The sequence below is a fragment of the Candidatus Latescibacterota bacterium genome, assembly GCA_020633725.1.
Lineage (GTDB): Bacteria > Krumholzibacteriota > Krumholzibacteriia > JACNKJ01 > JACNKJ01 > VGXI01.
Genome location: JACKDC010000002.1, coordinates 390,183 through 412,928, shown reverse-complemented (window position 1 = coordinate 412,928; position 22,746 = coordinate 390,183). Strand labels below are relative to the sequence as shown.

At 68.9% G+C, this 22,746-nt stretch carries 19 protein-coding genes; 6 read left to right on the top strand and 13 right to left on the bottom strand.

Annotated elements, in window-relative coordinates; all coding sequences use genetic code 11:
• Positions 1 to 3 precede the first annotated feature (3 nt).
• The 5 genes from H6693_06280 to rfbC form a co-directional block, all read right to left on the bottom strand.
• Positions 4 to 1,359 carry a hypothetical protein gene (locus H6693_06280; protein MCB9515783.1) on the bottom strand — a complete coding sequence of 452 codons (1,356 nt, stop codon included), beginning with the start codon at positions 1,357 to 1,359 and terminating at the stop codon, positions 4 to 6.
• The gene (locus H6693_06275; protein MCB9515782.1) at positions 1,343 to 2,569 is read right to left on the bottom strand and encodes an O-antigen ligase family protein; all 1,227 of its coding nucleotides are present in this window, start codon (positions 2,567 to 2,569) and stop codon (positions 1,343 to 1,345) included. The genes H6693_06280 and H6693_06275 overlap by 17 nt, the downstream gene beginning before the upstream one ends.
• Entirely contained in the window at positions 2,562 to 3,404 is an 843-nt protein-coding gene (locus H6693_06270) for a hypothetical protein (GenBank protein MCB9515781.1), read from the bottom strand. The genes H6693_06275 and H6693_06270 overlap by 8 nt, the downstream gene beginning before the upstream one ends.
• Entirely contained in the window at positions 3,404 to 6,196 is a 2,793-nt protein-coding gene (locus H6693_06265; GenBank protein MCB9515780.1) for an SLBB domain-containing protein, read from the bottom strand. Before H6693_06265 ends, H6693_06270 begins: the two co-directional genes overlap by 1 nt.
• A 69-nt stretch (positions 6,197 to 6,265) precedes the next feature.
• Positions 6,266 to 6,799: a dTDP-4-dehydrorhamnose 3,5-epimerase gene (rfbC, locus tag H6693_06260; GenBank protein ID MCB9515779.1), complete on the bottom strand. Its 534-nt coding sequence runs from the start codon at positions 6,797 to 6,799 to the stop codon at positions 6,266 to 6,268.
• A gap of 117 nt (positions 6,800 to 6,916) precedes the next feature.
• Here rfbC and H6693_06255 point away from each other — a divergent pair, with 117 nt between their 5' ends.
• Positions 6,917 to 9,289, top strand: coding sequence for a WG repeat-containing protein (locus H6693_06255; protein MCB9515778.1), 2,373 nt, complete (start codon positions 6,917 to 6,919; stop codon positions 9,287 to 9,289).
• A gap of 51 nt (positions 9,290 to 9,340) precedes the next feature.
• Here the strand turns inward: H6693_06255 and H6693_06250 are convergent, their stop codons facing one another.
• The 7 genes from H6693_06250 to H6693_06220 form a co-directional block, all read right to left on the bottom strand.
• Positions 9,341 to 9,922: a hypothetical protein gene (locus H6693_06250; GenBank protein ID MCB9515777.1), complete on the bottom strand. Its 582-nt coding sequence runs from the start codon at positions 9,920 to 9,922 to the stop codon at positions 9,341 to 9,343.
• Positions 9,923 to 10,163: 241 nt separating this feature from the next.
• On the bottom strand, positions 10,164 to 10,709 hold the full coding sequence (locus tag H6693_06245; protein MCB9515776.1) for a hypothetical protein: 546 nt from the start codon (positions 10,707 to 10,709) through the stop codon (positions 10,164 to 10,166).
• A 145-nt stretch (positions 10,710 to 10,854) separates the two neighbouring features.
• Positions 10,855 to 11,850 (bottom strand): epimerase, encoded by a 996-nt coding sequence (locus H6693_06240; protein MCB9515775.1) that lies wholly within the window; start codon positions 11,848 to 11,850, stop codon positions 10,855 to 10,857.
• 8 nt (positions 11,851 to 11,858) lie between these two features.
• Positions 11,859 to 12,443, bottom strand: a complete 585-nt coding sequence (locus H6693_06235; GenBank protein MCB9515774.1) for a DNA-3-methyladenine glycosylase I — start codon at positions 12,441 to 12,443, stop codon at positions 11,859 to 11,861.
• Positions 12,440 to 12,730: a hypothetical protein gene (locus H6693_06230; protein ID MCB9515773.1), complete on the bottom strand. Its 291-nt coding sequence runs from the start codon at positions 12,728 to 12,730 to the stop codon at positions 12,440 to 12,442. Before H6693_06230 ends, H6693_06235 begins: the two co-directional genes overlap by 4 nt.
• Before the next feature lie 188 nt (positions 12,731 to 12,918).
• Positions 12,919 to 15,633: a von Willebrand factor type A domain-containing protein gene (locus tag H6693_06225; protein ID MCB9515772.1), complete on the bottom strand. Its 2,715-nt coding sequence runs from the start codon at positions 15,631 to 15,633 to the stop codon at positions 12,919 to 12,921.
• A complete protein-coding gene (locus H6693_06220; GenBank protein ID MCB9515771.1) occupies positions 15,630 to 16,223 on the bottom strand; it encodes an RNA polymerase sigma factor in 594 nt (197 codons plus the stop codon). The genes H6693_06225 and H6693_06220 overlap by 4 nt, the downstream gene beginning before the upstream one ends.
• A gap of 126 nt (positions 16,224 to 16,349) precedes the next feature.
• Between H6693_06220 and H6693_06215 the strand changes: the two genes are divergently transcribed.
• The 5 genes from H6693_06215 (at position 16,350) to H6693_06195 (ending at position 19,567) form a co-directional block, all read left to right on the top strand.
• Positions 16,350 to 17,321: an NAD(P)-dependent alcohol dehydrogenase gene (locus H6693_06215; GenBank protein ID MCB9515770.1), complete on the top strand. Its 972-nt coding sequence runs from the start codon at positions 16,350 to 16,352 to the stop codon at positions 17,319 to 17,321.
• Between the two features lie 122 nt (positions 17,322 to 17,443).
• Positions 17,444 to 17,971, top strand: coding sequence for an SRPBCC domain-containing protein (locus H6693_06210; GenBank protein ID MCB9515769.1), 528 nt, complete (start codon positions 17,444 to 17,446; stop codon positions 17,969 to 17,971).
• 43 nt (positions 17,972 to 18,014) lie between these two features.
• A complete protein-coding gene (locus tag H6693_06205; protein ID MCB9515768.1) occupies positions 18,015 to 18,299 on the top strand; it encodes a DUF3303 family protein in 285 nt (94 codons plus the stop codon).
• 8 nt (positions 18,300 to 18,307) lie between these two features.
• Positions 18,308 to 18,736: a hypothetical protein gene (locus H6693_06200; protein MCB9515767.1), complete on the top strand. Its 429-nt coding sequence runs from the start codon at positions 18,308 to 18,310 to the stop codon at positions 18,734 to 18,736.
• Between the two features lie 120 nt (positions 18,737 to 18,856).
• Positions 18,857 to 19,567 carry an MOSC domain-containing protein gene (locus H6693_06195; protein ID MCB9515766.1) on the top strand — a complete coding sequence of 237 codons (711 nt, stop codon included), beginning with the start codon at positions 18,857 to 18,859 and terminating at the stop codon, positions 19,565 to 19,567.
• Between the two features lie 77 nt (positions 19,568 to 19,644).
• Here the strand turns inward: H6693_06195 and H6693_06190 are convergent, their stop codons facing one another.
• Positions 19,645 to 22,734, bottom strand: coding sequence for a T9SS type A sorting domain-containing protein (locus H6693_06190; GenBank protein ID MCB9515765.1), 3,090 nt, complete (start codon positions 22,732 to 22,734; stop codon positions 19,645 to 19,647).
• Between the last annotated feature and the right edge of the window lie 12 nt (positions 22,735 to 22,746).

Here is a 22,746-nt window from a genome sequence, read left to right as displayed (position 1 = left end):
GTTTCACCTCCCCCCGCGCATCCGCCGTCTGATTCGCCCGAGGGCAATGAGTGACTCCCTGAAGCCGCCGGCGAATGCGGCGGAGAGGGACTCTCTTCCGGTCGTGCGAAGGAACACGGCGAAGAGCGGCCACTTTGCCAACTCCCCAATCAACAAGGACCAACCGAGAGAGGCAGGCGAACCATGGTGCAATAGGATCAGTGTCGCCCCAAGCTGTACAACTACCTGGCAAAGCACAGCGAAGAGAACCAGCAGGAACGCATCGGCAGCGTAGGCCCTGACGGTGAAAGCGAACCCGACGCCGGCGAACAGCATCCAAAGTGCAAAGCCGGTCGACTGAAGGTAGGTTGCCCCGACTTCCGCGTGCGATAGAAGGTGGACGACCAACGGCAGAGCGGCGGCCAGTGCAACAGCGCCCAGTACCCCAACGAATAGTACCAGTCCGAGACAGCGCGCGAACTCGTCCCGATCATTCCCATGGGCAGCCAGGCGAGGCCAGTACACGTTTCCTATCCCATAGAGGGCCTGGACCGACACAGCCGCCAGACGCATGGGGATCGAAAACTCTGACACGGCGGCATCAGAGATGATCCAAAGCAAGAGAGTGGGTATCGACTGAAGATTGAGTAGGCCCAACAACCGGACAAATCCGAAGGGAATGCCCTTGGCTAGTATCCGGAGACTGCCACCGATGGAGCCTTCCCAGCGGAACCAGCCAGAGCCGATTCCCCGCTTCATTGCCAGCATGAATGCGACAAACGCCGCTGAGACAGGAGTTAGGCCCAGAACGACGAGGAACGCCTGAATCGGCCAGCCTGAATTCACGCCCCAGGCCATCAACCCAAGCTGCGCCAAGTCCGCACCCGTCATCGCCCAATAGAAGGACGCGACCTGTCGCCAGCCTAGAACGCTCCGGCGCAATGGCTCAACCAACAGCTGCGAGATAGCCAAAGCCACTAGCAAGTCACAGGAGGAGCGGAAGTAGCCCCGACTAAGAGCGCTCAGCGAAAGGTGGCTCACCCCCCAACCGAGCACTCTTTCGCGAATCGCCAAGTAGCAAAGCGCAAGGAGGGCGACCATGACTAGGTACAGGAGCCCCGTTCCCTGAATCAATGCCTTGCGCCTTGAAGGCTCAGCCTCGCGTGAGATCTGGTTTTGTAGCCCTGCGCCAACGCCGAGGTCTATCATGGCGATAACAATGAGCCATGAACTCATGGTTGCCCACAACCCGTAGAGATCCCTCCCAAAGAACGGCACCAGCAACCAGACCTTGACCACGCCGCTAATCGCGCGCACTACATTGGAGGCTTGAGTTGCCGAAACGCTGCTGAGCAGCCCTTGATCACGGTTGGGTTGCATGTTTGCCCGGTTCCAAGGTAGGTGCGTCTACAACCAGAAGCGGAGCAAGTACGAAGAGCTCTATGTTCGCCGTGAGATCCCCGCTAACTAGGGCCTGGAGCACGAAGAACACAACGAGTGCAAGGAAGGGAATCGAGAGGGATCCGCCCCTGAATCGTGGAACCAGAGTGGCAACGAAGTAGGCCAGGAGCAGACCTGCACCAACGATCCCCAACTCAGACAGAACCTCGAAGACGAGACTGTGAGGGTAGATGTTCAGACCTGCCCAGCTGTATCGACTGGCGAAACTCCCTAGCCCCTGCCCCCAGACTCGCGCGGATCGCCACACCTCCAGCGCGTCCTGCCAGAGTATGATCCGAACTTGGCTGCTCAGTAGCGCATCAGGTGTTATTGTCAGCCGAGCGCGAGTCTGAGCGCCCAGAACGAACTGCCAGATCACGAAACCGGCGGCAACCACTGCCAGGGCGGACCACACATGTCCCCGTCTGAGGCGCCGCCAGGGCACAAGGAAGGGGAGACATACGACAAGCCCAAGCAGTGGCCCTCTTGAACCGGACAGCAGAAGCACTAGCCCGGCAATGGCGGCAGCCAAAGCCACCAAACCACGTGAGCGAAGCAAATCCCCCCCCTTCCAGACCAGAAGAAGGAGGGCAAGGCCTGCTGCACGACCGACATGGATGGGGCCAAGGCGCACGAGCTGAAGTCGGTCGGGACTCGCCGACGCGCCAACTACCCATCTAGCCGCAAGGTATAGAGTCATCGCTCCAGACAAGATGAGAAGCGGTGATAGCAAACGATCGATGCGGCCAGTCCCGCGGAGTGCCAACACCCCCGCAAGCGGCACAACCCCTCTCCCCGCGATCTTCTGCCACTTGTCCCACCCCTCAGGGGATCCCGCTCTTGCCGCCAGATAGCCCAACCATAGGAGGTAGCACAGAAGCACGACGAGTCCGTGCCGGCCTAGCCGCTTGTCTTGCGCTATCCAGAGTGAGGCTAGGACAATCGCGTCGGTGAATAGGATCCCGCTGATCGGGAAGCTAAGCAATGACAGATAGTAGGTTCCCAGGACACCGAAGGCGACCCCCCAGCGCAGATCGCGAACCGCATACCACAGAAGCACGGGAAGCAGCATCCACAGAACGACCTCACCGAGCACCGCGCTTGCACCCAGGAAAAGGAGAAGCGCTCCGGCAGGTCTAGCCCTAGTCACCGCGCAAGACAATCTGGGTGAATCTCAAGCCTGCGCCCACAAGGAAGAACGCAATCACAATCAGCTTGCGGCGGGGGGCGCTCCGCATGCTGGGCACCCAAGCTGGATCAACCACCACGAAAGCATAGTCAGGCTGAGTTTGAGCGAACGCGAGGCGCTGGGATTCCTTGACCATCAGGTCGCCCATCGCCTTGTGAACCTCGCTCCGCGTCTCCTTCGCAAGTTCTGCTGCCAACACATCCACATTACGCTGGTGCCGCAAGATGGCCTGGTTACGTAGGTACTCGTTAGCGATTGAGACCAACCCATCGGCCCATCGCGCCGCCTCTGCTGCTTTCGCCATCCGTACACGCAGGCGGACTAGGCCCGACTTCGGTTCCACTTCGAACTTCACGTACCTCTGGAACTTGGCCCGCAGCAATTCCGGGGCATTGGCCTTTCCGCCCTCTTGCCACGGGGGAGCCGGAAGTCGTACTCCATCTGGCACTCGATCAAAGAAATCGGTGGACTCCGACAGGTGGAGAACGAAACCCATGTTGTCGAAGACACTCAGAAACTCAGACCCGGGGGTCTCGAAATCGAGCACGCCGACGAGACGTGCGAACGAAGGCAGCGCCGTAGTGCTGTTCCGATACTCTTCGTCGAAGTCGCGCACTTGGATCTGAAAGCGTGCAACCCCATCCCAGGTCTGCGGCCAGAGCAGCGCAACTACGACTCCAATCGCCGCGGCTACAACGGCCCAGAGGAGAACCCCGCGACGATTGCGCCAGGCCAATTGAATGCTGGCCTGGGGACTCGTCAGGGTGCGCTTGGCGGACCGCCAATCGATCTTCACTAGAACGCCCCCACGGTCTTGGCGCTCGCTGCGGCGAGGCCGAGCTGGTAGAGCACCTGGCTGACGTCCAGCATGAACTGCATGCCGCTGAAGCGCTCGAGGGTCTCGGGCACCACCACCACGTCGCCGGGATTCATGCGCGTGCCGAGGCCGCGGGTCACGGAGCCGTCGGCGCGCACGACGTAGGCGCGCTTGGTGTCGGCGAAGCGCGTCTCGCCGCCGGCCTGCTTGACGAGGTCCTTCGCCTTCATGTCGTCGTGGAACTGGAAGGCGGTGGGGTTGTGCACCTCGCCGATCACCATGACGTAGTTCGGCTTCTTGGGCACGATGAGCCGGTCGCCGTCCTTCAGCACCAGATCCCAGTCCGAGCCCGACTGCTTCTCGAGATCCGAGAGGTGGATGACGAGACGCCCCGTCGCCTGCGCCGTGCGCAGGGCCGTCGCCAGGCGCTGGCCGCTCTCGAGCGCGACCTGCCGCTTGGTGCTCTCCTGCGTATTCTCACGCGGCGTCACCTGGATGGCCATGCGCGCCAAATCTGCCTCGAGCTGATCGGCCATGCGGTCGAACTGCTCCTGCTGGAGCAGGCGCACGTCCTCGCGGGTGAAGACCACCGCCGGCAGGTAGGCGCGCTCCAGGAAGCCGCCGAAGCGCTCGATCAGACCCGAAAGGCGTTCGCCCTCTTCGATGGGATAGCTGCCGGGGAAGGTGACCTCGCCCTCCACCTTGACCACCTCGTCCGTGCGCCAGTTGCTGATGCGGCGGATGAGCACGCGGTCGTAGGGCTTCAGGAAGACGTCCGCCTCGGGCTCGCCGGCGAGGATGCTGCGCAGGTCCAGGCTCACGTGCTGCAGCTCGCGGCGCTCGCCGTCGATGATCGCGTAGCGGGTGAGCTCGGCGCGCTCGCGGAAGGCCTCCTCGCGCAGGCTGCCGCCCGCGAAGATCAGGTCGCTCACACGCATCCCCTCGAAGCGCGGATAGACGCCGGGGTAGTTGATCTCGCCCAGGATCTCCACCCGCTGGGGATCCTTGAACTCCCAGATCGAGTGGACCATCAGGTCGTCCAGGTCCTGCAGCGCGATGTTCTGCCGCGGATCCGCGTCCATCACGCGCCGCAGATCGAGGGGGATCTTGGTGACGTCCAGCGTGAGCGGATCCGTGCGGAAGAGCTCGGCCTCCTGCAGCCACGAGTCGCGCAGCAGGCCGCCGGCCGCGAGGATCAGGTCCATCACGTGCATGTCCTTGCGGAAGGCGTACTCGCCCTGCTCCTGCACGCGCCCGCGCACCTTCACCTTGGGCTGCTCGCGGAAGTAGGCGCGGTGGAAGACGAAGACCTTGTCGCGGTCCTGCAGCGCGATGTTCGCGGTGGCGTCGCCGTCGAGCAGCGCGGCGCCCAGGTCGAAGGCCAGGTACTCCGTCTCGCGGTTCACCGGGCTCTCGCGCTCGATCAGGCCGTAGGCGAAGTGGGTCTCGGGCAGCAGGTCGTCGATGTTGCCCACGAGATCCAGGAGGCGCATGCCGCGGGCGAACTGGCGCTTGCCCGGCCGGCGCACGTTGCCGTCCAGCCAGACGACGCCCTCCTCCTGCCCCGTCACCGGGAACACCTTGAGCAGGTCGCCGTCGCGGAGACTCCACTTGCCGGCCTCGGCGAGCGGGAAGTCCTCGCTGACGCGGCGGTCGCCCTGGTAGCGGTCGAGCTGGAGCAGCGGCGTGTAGGCGCGGGCCGTGAGGCCGCCGGCCAGATCGAGGATCTCGGTGGCGGTGACCTTGCCCACCAGCTCGTAGCGGGCCGGGCGCTTCACCTCGCCGGCCACGCCGACCCGCGGGCCCACCGGGGGAACGAAGATCACGTCGCCGGGCAGCAGGCGCGCGTCGCCCGACGTGTCGCCCTTCATCAGCAGGTCGTAGAGATCCAGCGTGGAGACGAGCTGTCCTTCGCGCTTGAGCTGGATGCGCCGCAGGCTGCCGATCTCCTTCACGCCGCCGGCCGCGAAGAGCGCGTTGGTCAGCGTGGACAGCCCGCTCACCGTGTAGCTGCCGGGGCGGAAGACCTCGCCCAGCGCGAAGATGCGGATGGAGCGCAGACGCCCCAGCGTGATGCTCGCCTCGACGCCGATCATGCGCTTGTCCACCTCGCGCAGCAGCGACTCGCGCAGCTCGGCGAAGCTCTGCCCCGCCACCGCGATGGGGCCGAGTTCGGGGAAGGCGATGAGGCCGTCGCGGTCCACCGTGAGATCCACGCTGAGGCTGGTCTTGCCGTAGAGCTGCACGTGGATCTCGTCGCCCGGTCCGATGACGTAGTCCGGCCCCACGGGCACGTCGGTGGCGGGGGCGAAGGTCGTGGGCGAGCCCGCGAAGAGGTCGTAGCCGAAGGGCTGCAGCTCGGTGTTGACCGCGAGCGGGGCGCCCTCCTCGAGGAAGTTGCTGAAGGCCTGCCGGACCTCCACGTCCTCGGCGGCGAAGTGCAGCTTCTCCCCCGGCATGGCGCTCGCGGCGGGACCCTGCGCGACCAGCGCGGAGTCGGGCATCTGCATGGCGGTACTGTCGCCGAAGACCGGCGTGCGCGGCTGCACCAGCTCGGGACTGCTGACGTCCCGCGTGGGCGGGGCACCGGTCTCGAGCTGGGTGGCGTCCAGGCCGTACTGCTCCATCAGCCGCTGCTGCTGGTCGGGCGGCAGCTGCTTGAAGAGCTCGATCTGCTCGGGCGTGGGCGTGGTGGTGTCGGCGGCGACCGCGCCGCCCGGCCACAGACAGGCCAGGGCAGCGGCGAGCGCGAGCGGCCCGAATCGTCTCATGCGGGATGCCTCCAGGAGGATGCCTCGATAGCGCGGCAGGCTAGCCCAAAAACGCCCCCGCCACAAGTGCTAGTCCAGCAGCTCGGCCTCCGCAAAGGCCACGCCGGCCGCGTCCTTGGCCGACAGCAGTGGCGCCTTGCCGTCCACCAGTGGCCAGTCGATGGCCAGCGCCGGGTCGTCCCAGCGCAGGCTCCGCTCGTGCTCGGGGGCGTAGAAGTCCGTGCACTTGTAGACGAACTCCGCGTCCTCGCTGGTCACGTAGAAGCCGTGGGCGAAGCCCGGCGGCACCCAGAGCTGGCGCTTGTTCTCGGCCGAGAGGGTGACGCCCACCCACTGCCCCAGCGTCGGGGAGCCCCGGCGCAGGTCCACGGCCACGTCGTAGACCTCACCATGCACAACCCGGACCAGCTTGCCCTGGGTCTGGCGCACCTGGTAGTGCAGGCCCCGCAGCACCCCCTGGCGGCTGCGGCTGTGGTTGTCCTGCACGAAGCGGAGGTCGAGGCCGGCCTCGGCGAAGGCGCGCGCCTGCCAGGTCTCCATGAAGAAGCCGCGCTCCTCGAGGAAGACCCTGGGCTCGACGAGGACGAGGTCCGGGATGCGCATCGGCGTGAACTTCAAGGCTCCTCCGGGGTCGCGGGTCCTCCAGTCAGTACCCAACGGGACGCGACTTGGCAAGTCCGGGCTGACAGGTCCGCCCACCCCGCCTATACTCCCGCGATCATGCGCCGACTCCTCGCCCTCCTCCTCGCCCTCGCCCTGCTCGCCGGCTGCGGCCCACGGCAGCGCGATTCGGCCCCCGCGCCCGAGCCGCTGCTCCCCGCGCACCTGGCCGGGCGCTCCGGCTACCTGACGCCCGGCGGCGCGCCGGCCCTGCCCTTCCGCTACGCCGACGCCCGGCGCTTCAGCGAGGGGCGGGCGGTGGTGGCCGAGGACCCGGCCGAGGGCCCGCGGCTCTACGGGGTCATCGACGCGGATGGCCGCGCGCTCGTCCCTCCCCGCTACGCAGAGCTGGGCGACTACGCCGGCGGCCGCGCCCGCTTCCGCCTCGACACTCCGGCGGGCCCCCGCTACGGCTTCCTGGACGCGACCGGCGCCGTGGTCATCCCCGCGCGCTACGTCCTGGCGACGGACTTCAGCGAGGGCCTGGCCGGCGTGCGGGAGCCCGGCGGCCAGGACGCCGCGAGCGGCTACATCGACCCCGCGGGGGCGTGGGTCATCGCGCTGCCGCGCGCGGCCCGGGAGCTGGGCGCGTTCGCGGAGGGGCTGGCCGTGGTCGTCTACAGCCCCCTGGACAGCCGCGTCATCGACCGGCGCGGCCGCGAGCGCTTCGCCAGCAAGGAGCGCCTGGGCGAACGCGTGGGCGACGGGCGCGTCACCACCTTCTCCAGCGACGGCGAGCGCTATCGCTACCTGGACCGCGACGGCCGCCCCGCCTTCGCGCAGGAGTTCGACTTCGCCGGCGACTTCCACGGCGGCCTGGCCCGGGTCAAGCCCGCCGGCGCCGCGCGCTTCGGCTACCTCGACGCCGCGGGCGCCCTGCGCGTGCCGGCCGTCTTCCGTCAGGCGGGCGACTTCGACGACGGCCCCCAGCCCCTCGCCCCGGTGCTCCCGGAGCAGCGCTGGGGCTACATCGACGCGGCGGGCCGCCTGGCCATCGCGCCGCGCTTCGTCTGGGCCGGGTCCTTCCGCGGCGAGTGGGCCGAGGTGGAGACGGAGCTGGGTCCCAACCTGGTCAACCGCCGGGGCGAGCTGCTCTGGGATCCGTCCGGCCGTCCCGTGGAGGACTGGGAGGCGGCGAGCCTGGCGGGACTCGTCGGCGTCGAGGTTCTCGAGTTGGCCGGCGAGCGACGGGTGCGAACCGGTGCGCTCCTCGGAGTCCACGCCTCCCTCGCCGCGGCCGTGGCCGCGGGCCGGCTCGCTCCCGGCCCCGAGCTGCTGCTCGCCGGCGAGAACCGCTTCGCGCTGTTCGCGCTGGACGGCCCGCCCCCGGGGGCGGACGCCCGCCGCGGCGACCCGCTCCTGCAGGGCTGGCAGGTCTCGGTGCTCGAGGCCGACGCCTTCCTCGAGGCCCTGCCCGCCGGCCCGGACAGCCTCCGCCTCGCGCGCGCCGACGCGGCCACCCTCGGGGCGCTCCTGCTCGCCCGTCGCGAGCTGCCGCCGCGGCAGGCCATGGACGTCTACGCGGCGCTCCCCGCGCGGGTGCAGGCCCTGGGCGACGGCCGCCTCCACCGCTATCCCCTGCTCCTCGACACCGCCGCCCCGCCGCCGGAGCTCGCCGAGGCGGTGGCGCCGCTGCCGGTGCAGGACGACGACGGCGCCTGGCGCCTCGTCACCCTCGGCGGCGAGCCGGCGAGTCCGCAGCGCTACCAGGCGCTGGGCGCGCTGCGCGATGGACGGCGCCCCTACGCGCAGGGCGGCCGCTGGGGCTACCTGGACGCGGCGGGCCGCGAGCTCACGCCGCCGCGCTGGACCTGGGCCGACGCCTTCAGCGAAGGCCTGGCCGCGGCGAGCCGGGACAGCGTGGCCATCGGCTTCATCGACAGCACCGGCGCCTTCGCCATTCCCCCGCGCTTCCGCGGCGTGGACGCCTTCAGCGAGGGCCTCTGCATGGCGGTGACGGACTCGCTCGGCGGGTACATCGACCGGGCGGGCGAGTGGGTGATCCCGCCGCGCTTCACCTGGAGCGGGCGCTTCAGCGAGGGCCTGGCCGCCGCCACGGTCGACGGCCGCGCCGTGGGCTTCGTGGACCGCAGCGGCGAGTTCGTCCTGCCGCCCCGCTGGCAGTACGCCGGCGACTTCGCGGACGGCCTCGCGCCCGTCACCCGGAACGGCCGCGTGGGCTACCTGAATCGCGCTGGCGAACTGGTGATCCCCTGCCGCTACGAGGAGGGAATGCCCTTCAGCGAAGGGCTCGCCGCGGTGGCGAGCGCCGGCCGCGTGGGCTACGTGGACGCCACGGGCGCCGAGCGCCTGCCCACGCGCTACACCGCGGGCACGCCCTTCGAGCACGGCGTGGCGCTGGTGGTCGATGGCGGGCGCCTGCTCGTCATCGACACGGAAGGCCGTGCCCTCTGGCGCTCCCCCACGGAATGAGAAGCCCGAGCCGCGACCGCGGCTCGGGCTGATGGCTCGCGGGCTGAACGCCTAGTAGAGCGCCTTGATCTGTCCCCAGCTCGCGTCGTCCACGGCGACGGGAATCGAGAGCGGGCACCAGCAGCCGCCCTGCAGGGAGCCGGTGCAATTGAAGGTGAACCACGTGGGCATCTCGCTGCAGGCGATCTCTTCGTAGTTCTCGTCCACGATGAGCAGGTTGCCGCTGCTGATGCTCGGCATGACCGTGATGCGGTAGTCGTCGCCGAAGTCCTGGATCGAGAAGAAGCTGACGCTCCCCATCTGCGCCACGGGTCCGGGCAGCGGCGGCGACCAGGCCAGCGCGAGCCCGTAGCCCAAATCGCCGATCACGAGTTCGGTGCCCCAGAAGGGCGTCATGACGGCCATGTCGGCGCCGGGCAGGTTGCTGACGCGAAACTCGGCGGCCGTCATCGCCTGGATCGGCGGCGGCAGGTAGGCCAGGAAGTAGACGGTGACGCTCGTGTACAGCGCGATGTCGGCCTGGCAGTGCGCGTTCTCCGGGTCGTCGTAGATGCCGATGAACGGTTGGTACTGCGCGACGGCAATGCCGCTGAATGCCACGAGCAAGAGTGCGGCGGCGAGCAACGTTTTCATGTTCCCTCCTTGCGACGAAGGGCTGGATGCGAGGCCTGGGCATCGCATCGGTGCCCGAGATCGGCCCGACCAAGGCCAGCATGGGGCAATCGCCGCGGTACGGGACCCCGGCATCCTTAATTATGACACTTGGGAGCGCTCCTGACAAGGCGGGGCGGCCGCCGCCAGCAACAAAAACCCGAGCCGCGCGAACGACTCGGGTTCTGGAAGCGAATGCCGGCGCGAGGCCGGCTTACCGGATCTAGTACAGGGCCTTGACGTCGCCCCAGCTGCTGTCCTCGGTGGGCGTGCTGCAGAGCACCGAGAAGTCCAGCGTGCCGTTGAGCACGTGGGGGTCGCCGCCGAAGCCGTCGCCCGCGAGATCCCAGACGATGGGATACACGTTGTCGCACGCGCAGTTCACTTCGACGCTGACGCAGAACACGCCGGCGTTCTCACCGGTCAGGAAGCCGAAGCCGAAGCTGTCGGTGCCGGACCAGTTGGCCACGTTGGTGCCGTAGCCGGTGAAGGCGATGGGGGCATCCGGGTTGAAGGGATCGGAGCCGACCGCGGGATCGGCCGATGCCGGGGGCACGTCCAGGATGGTCATGCAGGCCGGCAGGGTCAGCGTGATGTCCGCAATCCACTCGAAGTCGAGGCTGGAGTTCGTCACGGTGAAGCACAGGAAGACGACGCCGTTCTCCGACTCGGTCGGATCGACGGTCACTGTGCTGCCGCTGATGTCCTGAGCCAGGGCCGAGCCGGCGGTGAGCGCCAGCAGGGCGAGGATCGTCAGCATTCTCTTCATTCTGTCCTCCTCTGATGTCGGTGTGCAGGGCAGCTTGCCATCGACAGCCTGGCCCATGGGGAGAGCCGCGCGTCAGCGCTTGGCCTGGGGGTCGTAGGGCGCCCGTGGGGAACCGCTGAGATTCTATCAGATATGCCCGCGCGCTTCAACGGGCGCGCCAGGCCGCAAGGAGCTCGGCCTCCCGCTCCGGCGAGAGCCCGGCGCGCAGAGGGCGTTGCGCCACAAGGGGTTGACGCCAGGCCAGGGTGTCCCGGGCCGTCTCCTCCAGCGGACGAAAGCGCAGCCCCCGGGCCAGCGCGCGGTCGATCCGGGTGCGCAGGAGCCCCGCCCCGGCGGCCGGCACCCAGCAAGGCAGGTCGCCGAACGGCGTAAGCTCCTTCTCCGCAACGAATTCCTCAGTTATCCACACAGGTGTACCCTCGGTGCTAGCGGAGGCGAGGCAGGCGTCGATCAGCCGCCCCATGCCGATGGGCTCGGCCGGCCCCGTGGCATTGTAGACGCCCTCGGCCTCCCCCTCCAGCAGGGCGAGCATCCAGGCGCCGAGGTCGCGGACGTCCACCAGCTGGGTCGGCGCATCCGCGCCGACCGGCGCCAGGATGTCGCCGCCGCGGGCCGCGCGCAGCGGCCAGTAGCTGAAGCGATCCGTGGGGTCGTCCGGCCCCACGATCAGCCCGGGCCGCACGATCAGCCCACGGGAGCCCAGCGCCCGCGTCACCGCCTGCTCGCAGAGCACCTTGAGGCCGCCGTAGGTGGCGCCGTCGACCGTCTCGGTCGTGGGATCGGCGAGCTGTGCCAGGGGGCTGTCCTCGTCCACGCCTGCCGGCGGCGGATCGGCGTAGACGGAGATCGTCGACACGAAGAGGTAGCGCCCGCAGCGCGCGGCGAGCGCGTCGGCGCTGGCCCCCACCACCCGCGGCAGATAGCCGCAGGTGTCGACGACGGCGTCCCAGGGCCCGCCGCCGAGGGCGTCGAGGCCGCCGTCGCGGTCGCCGTGGATCGCTGTCAAGCCCGCGCGCCCCGCGAACAGCTCGGGGTTCGTGCGGCCGCGGTTGAAGGTGGTGACGCGGTGGCCGGCCGCCAGCGCGGCCTCCACGAAGTGCTTGCCGAGGAACTGGCCGCCGCCGATCACGAGCAGGTGCATGGGACGTCCTAGCGCTTGGGAGTGAGTTCGCCGTGGCGGAAGCAGTCCGTCACGTGGTCGTTGACCAGGCCGACGGCCTGCATGAAGGCATAGCAGATCGTGGGGCCGACGAAGGTGAAGCCGCGGCGCTTGAGGTCGCGGCTCATCTCGCGGGAGAGCGGCGTTTCGGCGGGTATGTCACCCATCGCGCGCCAGCGGTTCTGGATCGGCCTGCCCTCCACGAAGCCCCAGAGGTAGGCGTCGAAGCTGCCGAACTCCTTCCGCACGGCGAGGAAGGCGCGGGCGTTCTTCACCGCGCCCTCTACCTTGAGACGGTTCCGCACGATGCCCGGATCGGCCAGCAGCTTCTCCACGCGCGCCGGCGTGAAGCGCGCCACCTTGGCCGGGTCGAAGTTCGCGAAGATCTCGCGATAGCGGTCGCGCTTCTTGAGAATCGTGATCCAGCTGAGCCCTGCCTGCGCGCCTTCGAGGATGAGGAACTCGAAGAGCAGGCGGTCGTCGTGGACGGGCACGCCCCACTCGCCGTCGTGATAGGCCTGGTAAAGCGGGTCGCTGCCCGCCCACGCGCAGCGCTTGGGTTCGGCGCCGCTCACGCGCTGTGCACCGTGCTGCGCTTGACCAGCCAGACGATCAGCCCGATCACGGCCAGCGGCAGGCCGAAGACCAGGATCAGCGCCGGCAGGGCCACTCCCAGCACCGGCAGGAAGAGGATCAGGCCGACGAGTCCGAGGGCGAAGCCCAGCACCCCGCGCAGGAGCCAGAAGGCCACGTGGAAGGGCAGGAGGATGAGCTTGAAGACCACGCCCAGCAGCGTGAAGGCCAGGGAGAGCACCAGGCCACCACCCACCAGCAGGAGAAGCAGCAGGCCGAGTTCGAACATGGGAGCCGTCCTTCCTTGAGTTGAGGTGCGCCGGGCGGGCCGGCGAGCGCGGGGGCGCTGCCTGTGCTACCGGCACACAGGGGTGATATTCGCGTCAGAGCAGGACAAGTTTCAACCCTGCGCAAGAGGCCGGCCCCGGCAGCGCCGGGACCGGCCTCGCGACGCGCCTCGCCGCTCGCCGCTCGTCGCTAGCGCTCGCCCAGCCGGGCGGCGCGCTCCACGGAGCGCAGGAAGTCGCGGATCTCGGGGTCGGCCGTGTCGTCCCGCCCCAGCGCCCGGTCCAGATCCCGGGCCGTGTCCTCGAGGTCCGTCAGACGGAGGTCCCGGGCCCAGTAGCTGCCCCGCAGCACCTCGGCGAACTGGGCGGCCAGGGCCGTGAGGCGCAGGTTGAGGTCCGCGCGGCTGGCGCTGTCCAGCAGGTCGGCGGTGCCGAAGCGCTTGGACAGCTCCTCCACCTCGCCGGCGTCCCGCTCGGACTCGGGATGCTCGTAGCGCAGGCGTAGCGTGCCCAGCGGGGCGGAGCCGCGCTTGCCGATGGCCCGCGCCGCCTCGTCGCTGAGCTTCAGCTCGTAGAGCGCCACGACGGTGTGGCCCGGGCCGATCTCGCCCGCGTCGACGCTGTCGTTGCGGAAGTCCTCGTCGGCCACGTCGCGGTTCTCGTAGCCCAGCAGGCGCCAGCGCAGCACCGACTCGGGATCGAACTCCACCTGGATCTTCGCGTCGCGGCCCAGGACCATCAGCGTGCCGGCGAGCGTGTCGCCGAAGAGGCGGCGCGCTTCGTCGAAGCTGTCGACGTAGTAGTAGTTGCCGTCGCCCTTGTCGGCGAGCGTCTCCATGAGGACGTCGTTGTAGTTGCCCATGCCGAAGCCCACCGTGCTCAGGTAGATGCCGCGGTCGGACTGGTAGCGCACCTTGTCGAGGATGCGCTCGGCGTCGGTCTCGCCCGTGTTGGCCACGCCGTCGGAGCAGAGCACGAGGCGGTTGATGGCCTTCGCATCGTAGACGCGACTCGCCATCGTGTAGCCAAGGTCGAGGCCCTGCTCGGCGTTCGTGCTGCCGTTGGTGTGCAGCGACTCGATGGCCCGCTCGATCGTACGGCGGTCCTCCACGCTCGTCGGCGGAAGTACCACGCGGCCCGTGGAACCGTACTCCACGATGCCCACGGTGTCGTCGGCGCCCAGGCCATCCAGCAGCACGCCGAGGGAGCGCTTCACCAGGCCCAGGCGATCCTCGCGCGCCATGGAGCCCGACGTGTCGATGACGAAGACCAGGTTCGCGCGCCGGCGCTCGCCGCGCTCCGCCTCGCGGGCCTGCACGCCCAGACGGAGCAGCTGGTAGCCGTCGCGATAGGGCGAGGGCATGCCGTCGGCGTGAAGCGCGAAGTCGCCCTGGCGCACGCGGCCGTAGCCCGGATCCATTGCGTTGACGAACTCCTCCACGCGCACGGCCTCCTTGGGCGGCAGATGCCGCTCGTCGAGGTAGCGCCGCACGATGTTGTAGCTGGCGCGGTCGACGTCCACCGCGAAGGTGGAGAGCGCGTCCTCTTCCGTGACGACGAAGGGGTTCGTCCCGTAGTCGCGGAAGTACATGGCGTCGAAGGGCTCGCCGTTGGGGTTGTTGTAGTCGGGCGGCGTCCACCAGCAGCGCCGGTAGTAGGCCTGCTGGCGCTCGCGTTCGAGGCGACGGGCCCGGACGTAGGCATCCTCCTCGTCGCGATCCTGACGGGAGTCCCGCGCGGGCTGCGTCTGCCCCGCCAGCGTGGACGGCCGCGGGTCGTTGGTCTTGGCGGCCTCTTCCTTCGCCTCGGGCTGTTTCACGCCGGAGGGCAGGGCGACGCCGGGGTCCTTCACGGGCACGCCGTCCATCTGCATGCTGACCTCGCCGGTGCGCCCGCCGCGGACGTAGAGGTCGCCGCCCTTCATGGTGATGCCGGCCTCGAGGGCCATGGCCTCCTGGAGGTTGTCCACGGCGAAGGCGCTGAGATCCTGCTCCTTCCGTCGATGCTCCGAGGAGGACTTGACGTCGACCTCCGGCGCTTCGCCCTCCACCATGTAGGCGATGGCGGAGTTCGAAACCATGGCGAATCGCGTCAACGGCTTCAGCACTTCGCGCTCGAGCGAGACATCCGCCAGCTGCGCGCTATCGTAGCCCAGGGATGAGACGATCACCGTGTACTCACCCTTGGGCATCGTGAACTCGAAGCTTCCATCCACCTTCGTCATCGTACCGAAGTTTGTTCCCTTGACGGTGACGTTGGCGTAGGCCAGCGGGTCACCGGTCTGGCTGTCGACCACATGTCCGTAGACCCGCATCACGTCGCCGGCAACGCTCGCGGTCCGCACCCAGGACGTGGTGCTGTCCGGCTCCACCTCCGGCTGGGGATGGGCGGCGCTGTACTCCGCGACCAAGGGCGCCGCGGACAACTCCTCGCGCGCGGCCTTGCCCATGTCGGCCGCGGCGTCCCGGCGGCCCGCTTCGGAAGACACGACGGTGGGGTTGTGTTCCTGGGCCGCCGGGGCCGCGACCTTCTGCGTTGTGGCGGGCGCCTCCTCGGCGGGCTGCGCCGGCGCCTCGTCCTTCTTCATCTCGCGCGACGCGACCTCGTCGAGCGCCTCGGGCGCGGCATCGGCCACGGCGCGGCCGGCGAGGGCGTCGGTGCCCGGCGTCACGGTTCGCGTCGACGGCGCACTCAGCGTCTCGACGCGCTTCGCCGGATTGGGATCCAGCATCATCACGGTCAGGATCAGGCCGGCGGCCACGAGCGCCCCCGCGCCCGACAGCGCGGTGACGAACTGCCGCCGCCGGCGGCGCTCCTGCTGGCTGCCGGCGGAGATCTGCCGCCAGATCAGCTCCTGTTCGCCCTTGGAGAGGCGATGCGCGTGCTTGTCGAAGAGGCTCTTCATGGCTGCCATCCTTCCAGTTCCTCGGCGAACAGCGGCGTCTCGGCGGTGCTCAGGAGGCGGCGCAGGCCCTCCCGTGCGCGGTGCAGATGCACGCGGACGGTGGCTTCGCGGCAGCCCAGCTCGGCGGCGATCGCGTCGAAGTCGAGGCCTTCCACCTCCCGGAGGATCAGCGCGGCGCGCTGCTTCGGCGAGAGGCGGTTCAGGGCCGCCTGGAAGGCCGCGCGCTCGCTGTCGAAGCGGGGGCTGGCGGCTTCCGGGGCGGTGTCGTCGGCCTCGCGCGCCAGGCGCTGGTTCCCGCGAAGGCGGCGGGCCAGGCCGCGCCGCCAGTCGAGAGCCTTGCGCAGGGCGATTCGCCGGAGCCAGGCGCCCAGGGGACCCTGGCCGCGGTAGCGGTCCAGCTTGCCGAGGGCCGTGAGGTAGGTCTCCTGGAGCAGGTCCATCGCCGCGTCCCGGTCGCCCACCTGAAAGGCCAGCAGGTTGAAAAGGCTCTGGCAGGTGTCGTCGTAGATGGCCCGCCAGGCCTGCTCGTCCCCCGCGAAGGCTCGCTGTGCCCGTTCGAGGTCTTGCCTATGTTCGCTGTCTGTGGTCACCGTCGCATCTCCTCGTCTCGACCCCCTGACGGACGGCGCCGGAAGGATGTTTACGCGCGGGGCGCAGTTTTATGATAGTGAACCGAGGGGGCGAAAGCGATTCTCACTCGGTGTGGAGGGGTTGATGTGAAAGCCATCGTCTATGATCGCTATGGTCCGCCGGACGTCCTGCGGCTGGTCGAGGTGGAAAAGCCAGTCGCGGCACCGGGACAGGTGCTGGTGCGCGTTCGCGGGGCCGCCGTCAATCCCTACGACTGGCACTTCATGCGGGGCAAGCCCTACTTCCTGCGGCTGGTCTCCGGCCTCAGGGCCCCGAAGCGCGATCGCCTCGGCGTGGACTTCGCGGGCGTGGTCGAGGCGGTGGGGCCGGAGGTCACCACGGTGAAGGTGGGCGACGAGGTCTACGGCATGCAGACCGGCGCCTTCGCCCAGTACCTCTGCGCCCCCGAGAGCAGCGTCGCGCCCAAGCCGCGGATGCTGGACTTCTCGCTCGCGGCCGCGATTCCCCTCGCCGGTCTCACGGCGCTGCAGGGCCTGCGGAACAGCGCGCGGCTGCAAGCCGGCGAGCGCGTGCTGATCATCGGGGCGTCCGGCGGCGTCGGCACTTTCGCGGTGCAGATCGCCGAGCACCTGGGCGCACGGGTGACGGGCGTCTGCAGCACGGGGAACCTCGACGGCGTCAAGGCCCTCGGCGCGAACGCGGTCATCGACTACACGCGCGAGGACTTCACGGCCACGGCAGAGAAGTTCGACGTCGTCTTTCAGCTGGGCGGCATGGACTCGCCGGTCCGCTGCCGCAGGGCGCTGACGCAGCGGGGCAGGCTGGTGCTCTGCAGCGGCGACTCCGAGGGCGCGTGGATCGGACCCCTGGGGCGATTCATGCAGGCCCCGCTGATGTCGCCTTTCGTGAAGCAGAAGCTGATGGGCCTCGAGGCAAAGCGCAGCAGGGAGGATCTCGTCGAGCTGGCGCGGCTCGTCGATGAGGGCGCGCTGCGCCCAATCATCGACCGCAGCTACCCGTTGGCCGAGGCGGCCGACGCGGTTCGCTACGTCGAAGGTGGCCACGCGCGGGGCAAGGTGCTCGTGCAGATCGACTAGCCGCGAGGGTCCGTCGCATTGCGCGCCGACGTACCGTCCCGGGGGCGATTGCGGCCAGGGCTCGTTTCCGCGATAGTTCGTGGTGCTCGCGCGCGGGAAGTCGCGGGCCGAGGAGGCGCGCCATGGAAACCTACGACTGGTCCGAGTTCCACGTCCGGATGTACTACCTCGCGCCGCTCGGCGACGTGTTCCGGCGCTTCGCGACGGCCGAGGGCCTCGAGTCCTTCTTCATCCACAAGGCGACGCACACCGCCGCGGACGGCACGGTCCGCGCGTCGAACGAGCTCGTCCAGTCGGGCGACCGCTACGACTGGACCTACGTTCACGACTTCGGCCACGGCGGCAGCTTCGAACAGGTGGAGCCAGATCGCCGGGTGCGTTTCACATTCGGCACCATGCGGGTGGAAGTCCGCTTCCGCGACCTCGGCGACGCCACCGAGGTGGACCTCCACCAGACCCGCTGCGCGACCACCGATCCCGAGCGCGCCTGGCAGCACGTCAACTGCCGCAGCTGCTGGATCTACTTCCTGACGAACCTGCGGTCCCTCCTGGCGGGCGGGCCCGACCTCAGGGATCACGATCATCCGAACTGGAACGATTCGGTGAGCATCGGCTTCGATCCGGCCAGCGGGCCGGGACAGCCGCGCTGACGACCCTCGATCGCCCACAACCACACCCCGAGCTGGAGTGCCCATGCTATTTATGGTCATCGAGCGATTCCGCGACAACGACATGATTCCGGTCTACGAACGCCTGCGCGAAGGCGGGCGCCAGCTGCCGGACGGCCTCGTGTACGTCGACAGCTGGATCGAACCGAGCTTCGGCCGCTGCTTCCAGCTCATGGAGTGCTCGGATGCGGCGCTGCTGCAGGAGTGGGTGCTACAGTGGAGAGGCCTCGGCGTGACCTTCGAGATCTGCCCGGTGGTGCCCAGCACGCGGACGCGCGAGGTCGTGGCGCCGCATTTGGGCCAGCCCTAGGAGGCGACATGCGACGTCTGATCGAGTCGGCCACCGCCCTGACGCTGCTACTATCCCTCGGCTGCGCGCCGCGCGCCCAGCTTGCGTCGGCGCCCGAGGCCACCGAACTGCTGGGCACCTGGACCGTCGACCTCAGGCCGACCCCGGACGCCGAGGCCTACTATCAGGAGTTCGTCGTGACAGCTGTGGACGGAAAGCGCTTCACCGGCACCTTCTACGGCACCGCCATCGAGAACGCACGCGTCAACACGGACTGGGGACAGCTCCACTTCGCGTTCACCACCGCGGATGGCTCGGGGGCCTACAACACGTCCGGCGTGCTCGTCGACGGAAAGCTCCAGGGCCGCACCCACTCGCTTGGCCGCGAGTTCCTCGCCGTGTGGACGGCGGAGAAGCAGGCGTCGCCGGGGCGATGGACATCTTCGTGCTGGACCTGAACATCGCGCGCTGGACGCGCAGACGTCGGCCGCGCTGGCTCGACGACCCAACGTTCCTGGCAGGGATTGCCTTCGACTCGCGCACGTCCTAGAGTGATCGCCCCGGCGACAGGAGCAAGCATGCGAACGATGAACACCCTCGGCCGCGTCGTCGGCCTCTGGCGCTATCCGATCAAGTCGATGGCAGCCGAGCCGCTGCAAGAGGTCGAGCTCTCCTGGCAAGGGCTGGCCGGCGACCGCCGCTGGGCCTTCGTCCGCGGCGGCATGGAGAAGAGCAACTTCCCCTGGCTCACGATCCGACAGCTTCCGGAGCTCTGGCACTACCGGCCGCGCTTCCTCGAGCCAGGCAAGCCGGAGAGCTCCGCCACCCACGTGCACACGCCGGACGGCCGCGAACTCGACGTGACGGACCCCGCGCTGGCCGCCGAGCTGGGGCACGACGCGCGCGTGATCCGTCAGAATCGCGGCGCCTTCGACGTGTTCCCGGTGTCGGTCATCAGCACGCAAACTGTCGCCTCCCTCGGCGCCGCGCTCGGGACCAATCTCGACGTCCTTCGCTTCCGTCCCAACCTACTGATCGAAGCGACGGGCGACGCGGCCCATCCCGAGGACGACTGGGTCGGCGCGACCCTGCGGATCGGAGACGCGGAGATCCGCGTCGACAAGCGCGATGGACGCTGCGTGGTGATCACCGTGGATCCGGCGACGGGCGCGCCCGACCCCGCGATCCTGCGCGCCGTCGCCCAGACGCGCGAAGGCTGCCTCGGCGTGTATGGATCGACCGTGCGGCCGGGGCGCGTGGCCCTGGGCGACGCGGTCGTCCTCGGCTAGGAGCGCAAGCTTCGCCCCACGAAAAGAGCCCGCCACGGGCGCGGGCTCGAGTCGCGAACGGTTCTTTCGGCGGCCCCCTACCTCAGCAGGATCGCCTTCTCGCTCTGCACGCCCTCGTCCGTCCGCAGGCGGACGAGGTAGACGCCGCTCGGCAGGGCGCGGGCCGCTTCGTCGCGTCCGTCCCAGCGCAGCTCGTGGGTACCCGCCTCCCAGCGTCCCGAGGCGAGGACGTTGAGCCGGCGTCCCGTGATGTCGTGGACGCTGAGCGTGATGTCCTGGTCCCGGGCCAGCGTGAAGCGGAGCATCGCCGTCGGGTTGAAGGGATTGGGGTAGATGCCCGCGAGGTCGTCGAAGGCCGGCGCGCCGTCGTCGACGCCCGTCCCCCCCGTGTCGAGGACGTAGACCCAGAGGCCGGCGTTGCCGATCGCACCCTCGCCCGTGTCGAGGAGCATGTCGACGTTCAGAGCCACCGAGTCGGAGTCCGCGTAGGCGACGACCCCGGTCGGCAACTCGATCTCCACCGAGACGGAGTCCCGCTCGCCGGGTCCCAGCGTGTAGGCTTCGATCACGTCGCTGAGGAGCCAGCCCTTCGCGTCCGTCCAGGAGTAGTTGCCGCTCATGGGCGCATCTTGACGGAGATTGTGGAGCGTGCCGCCGAGTACCAGGATGTCCCCCGCTTCGCCGCTGATGCCGCGCTCGTTGACGTCCACCACCACCGGGTTGAAGACCTCGACCTCGACCGGGATGAGCTGATCGCCCAGGCCGCGGTCACCGCCGCCTTCGGTGGTGACGATCTGCAGTTCGCCCTCGTAGAGGCCAGTCGGCGTGCCCGGCGACACGAGCGCCTGGAACTGCAGCTCGAGGCCCGGCTCCGTGGGCGGGATGATGAAGGGCAGCCCGCCGGGCGGATCGATCGTCAGGCCGGGCAGGGAGAGGTAGGCGAAGCCCTGCTGCTCGAGCGGCAGCGGATTGCCCAGCAGGAACGGCAGGTCGAAGCTCTGCGGCGCCGCGCTGCCGATGTAGAGCGGGTCGGAGAGCTGCGGATCGGTGAAGAGCGTCACGACCTTCAGGGAGGGTCCGACGACGTAGTTCAACGCCGTCTCGAAGCTGAAGCCGGCGTCGCTCTCGGCCGTCACGTTGATCAGGCCCTCTTGCCCCACCAGCGATGGATCCGGCGGCAGCCCCACGAAGATCTGGCCCGGCAGGACGTCCCCCGGCGAGATCACCGGCGGACACTCGGCGAAGCAGGGGAAGCCGTTGCTGTCCGTGCATGACCAGTTCAGCGGCAGGTCCGTGAGCGCGAGGCTCTCGATCTGGATCGGGATGCTGGCGTTGGGATTGCCCACGACGAAGTCCTGCGGTTCCTCGGCCCTGACGAGCAGCGGCACGCCCGCGAGCAGATCGCCGAGCACCCGGGTGAAGGGCGCGCCGTCGATCAGGCCCTGGATCTCGACCGGGGCCGTCGCGCCGGGCGGCGCCGTGAAGGGCACCTGGAAGACGAACCCGGTCTCCGTGCTCGAGTGCTCGGGCAGGGTCCAGGTGTCGGTGTCCAGTGCGAGCACGGTCCAGTCGGGCGCGCTGGTGGTCACGGTCAGCCCGCTGAGTGCCACCGGAGCGTCCGTGTTGTTCTCGAGGACCAGGCCGGCCGTCTGCAGCTCGCCCGGCAGTCCGTAGGCGGGATCCTGCAGCTGGAAGCCGACCGCGCCGTCCACAGTCACGGTGACGAAGATCTGGTTGAAGAAGTCGTCCGCGACGCAGGTGATGACGACGTCGTCCACCGTCCCGTACTCCACGCCCTCGGGCACCGGCAGCTCCCAGAGCACGAGCTGGAAGTCGTCCGGCCCCGTCAGGATCACGTCCTGCGTCTGCGCCGGCGTCCAGCCCAGGGCGTCGGTGAGCGTGGCCTGGACGGTCCCGCCTCCCACCGCCTCGCCGGCGATGCCGATGCCGATCCGCGCCGGCTCGCCCGGCACCACGGGGCCGATGGCCTCGCCGGGCCCGTAGGGGATCCACGGCACCGAGTCCACCGGGCAGACGCAGTGGGTGAGCCACACGTAGTCGTCGCGGTTGGGGCCGCGCGCGTTCACCTGGGGATTCGTATTGCCGTCGAGCCGCGCGCGGTCAGCGTTGCTGCGAGCCCTGGATTCGAAGACATCGTAGAAGATCTGGGGGCAGGGATCGGTGGGGATCACGTCGAACTCGATGCGATCGTCGCCGACCCAGGTGTGATTCGTGAGATACCCGTCACCGAAGGCCTGCACCACAGACGCCGGGTTGACGCGGGTTTCCAGGGACGTGTCGAAGGTCACGAAGCCGTGAGTCTGCGCGCAGACGATGCCGATCGGCGCATGGCCGGTCACCGAGGGCGAGAGCGTGGTGTTGAGTCTCCCCTGGGTGTGCAGCCGCGCCCCGCCCGGCGGACAGAAGCCGTTGATGCCCGCCGCGGCGGCCTGCAGTGGCCGCTTGTCCTGGCCCTCCTGGCCGTCCATCCGCCTCAGCACCTTCGTCTCGTCGCAGTAGCACTTCGTGCTCGCCACGACGTTGTCGTAGCCCAGGAAGCAGCGCGCTTCCGCGACCCCTGTCATGCCGAGGAAGGAGGACCAGCAGGTGGCCCACCAGGCAAGGGCCCGCGGCGTCTGGAAGTAGGTCGTGTAGAAGGTCTGCGTGGCGCGGATGTGATAGGAGCGCACGGTGCCGTTGGGGCGCAGCCAGGTGTGCTTGTTGATGCTGCCGGCCGCGAAGATGCCGTTCCAGTAGTTGAAGATCGAGTCGCGCGCCGCCAGGCCCTCCGGCGTCGGCGGGAACTGCGCGATGCCCGTTGACGGCTGGTTCCAGCCGTGCGAGGCGACGAGCATCACGTCCGCCGCCTTGTTCGTGCAGAAGGTGAAGAAGTTGTCGATGCCCGCGCCGCCGGTGCTGGCGTCGTTGGTGGCGTCGGCGTAGACGGCGCCCTGGGTGTAGTGCTGGTGCGCCACCACCCAGGCCTGGAAGATGTTGATGTCCCGCTGGCCGAACTCCCACTGGCAGGGGGAGAAAGCGCTGAAGCGGTGGGGCTTGTGATCGGCGCCGGGCGTCTCGTTCGCCCCGGCCATCGCCGTGCCGGCCGCCCCGGCCAGCAGGATCGCCGCGAGGAGGAGCCCCGCGCGCGTGTTCGTCCTGGTACTCATCGCGGGCCTCCT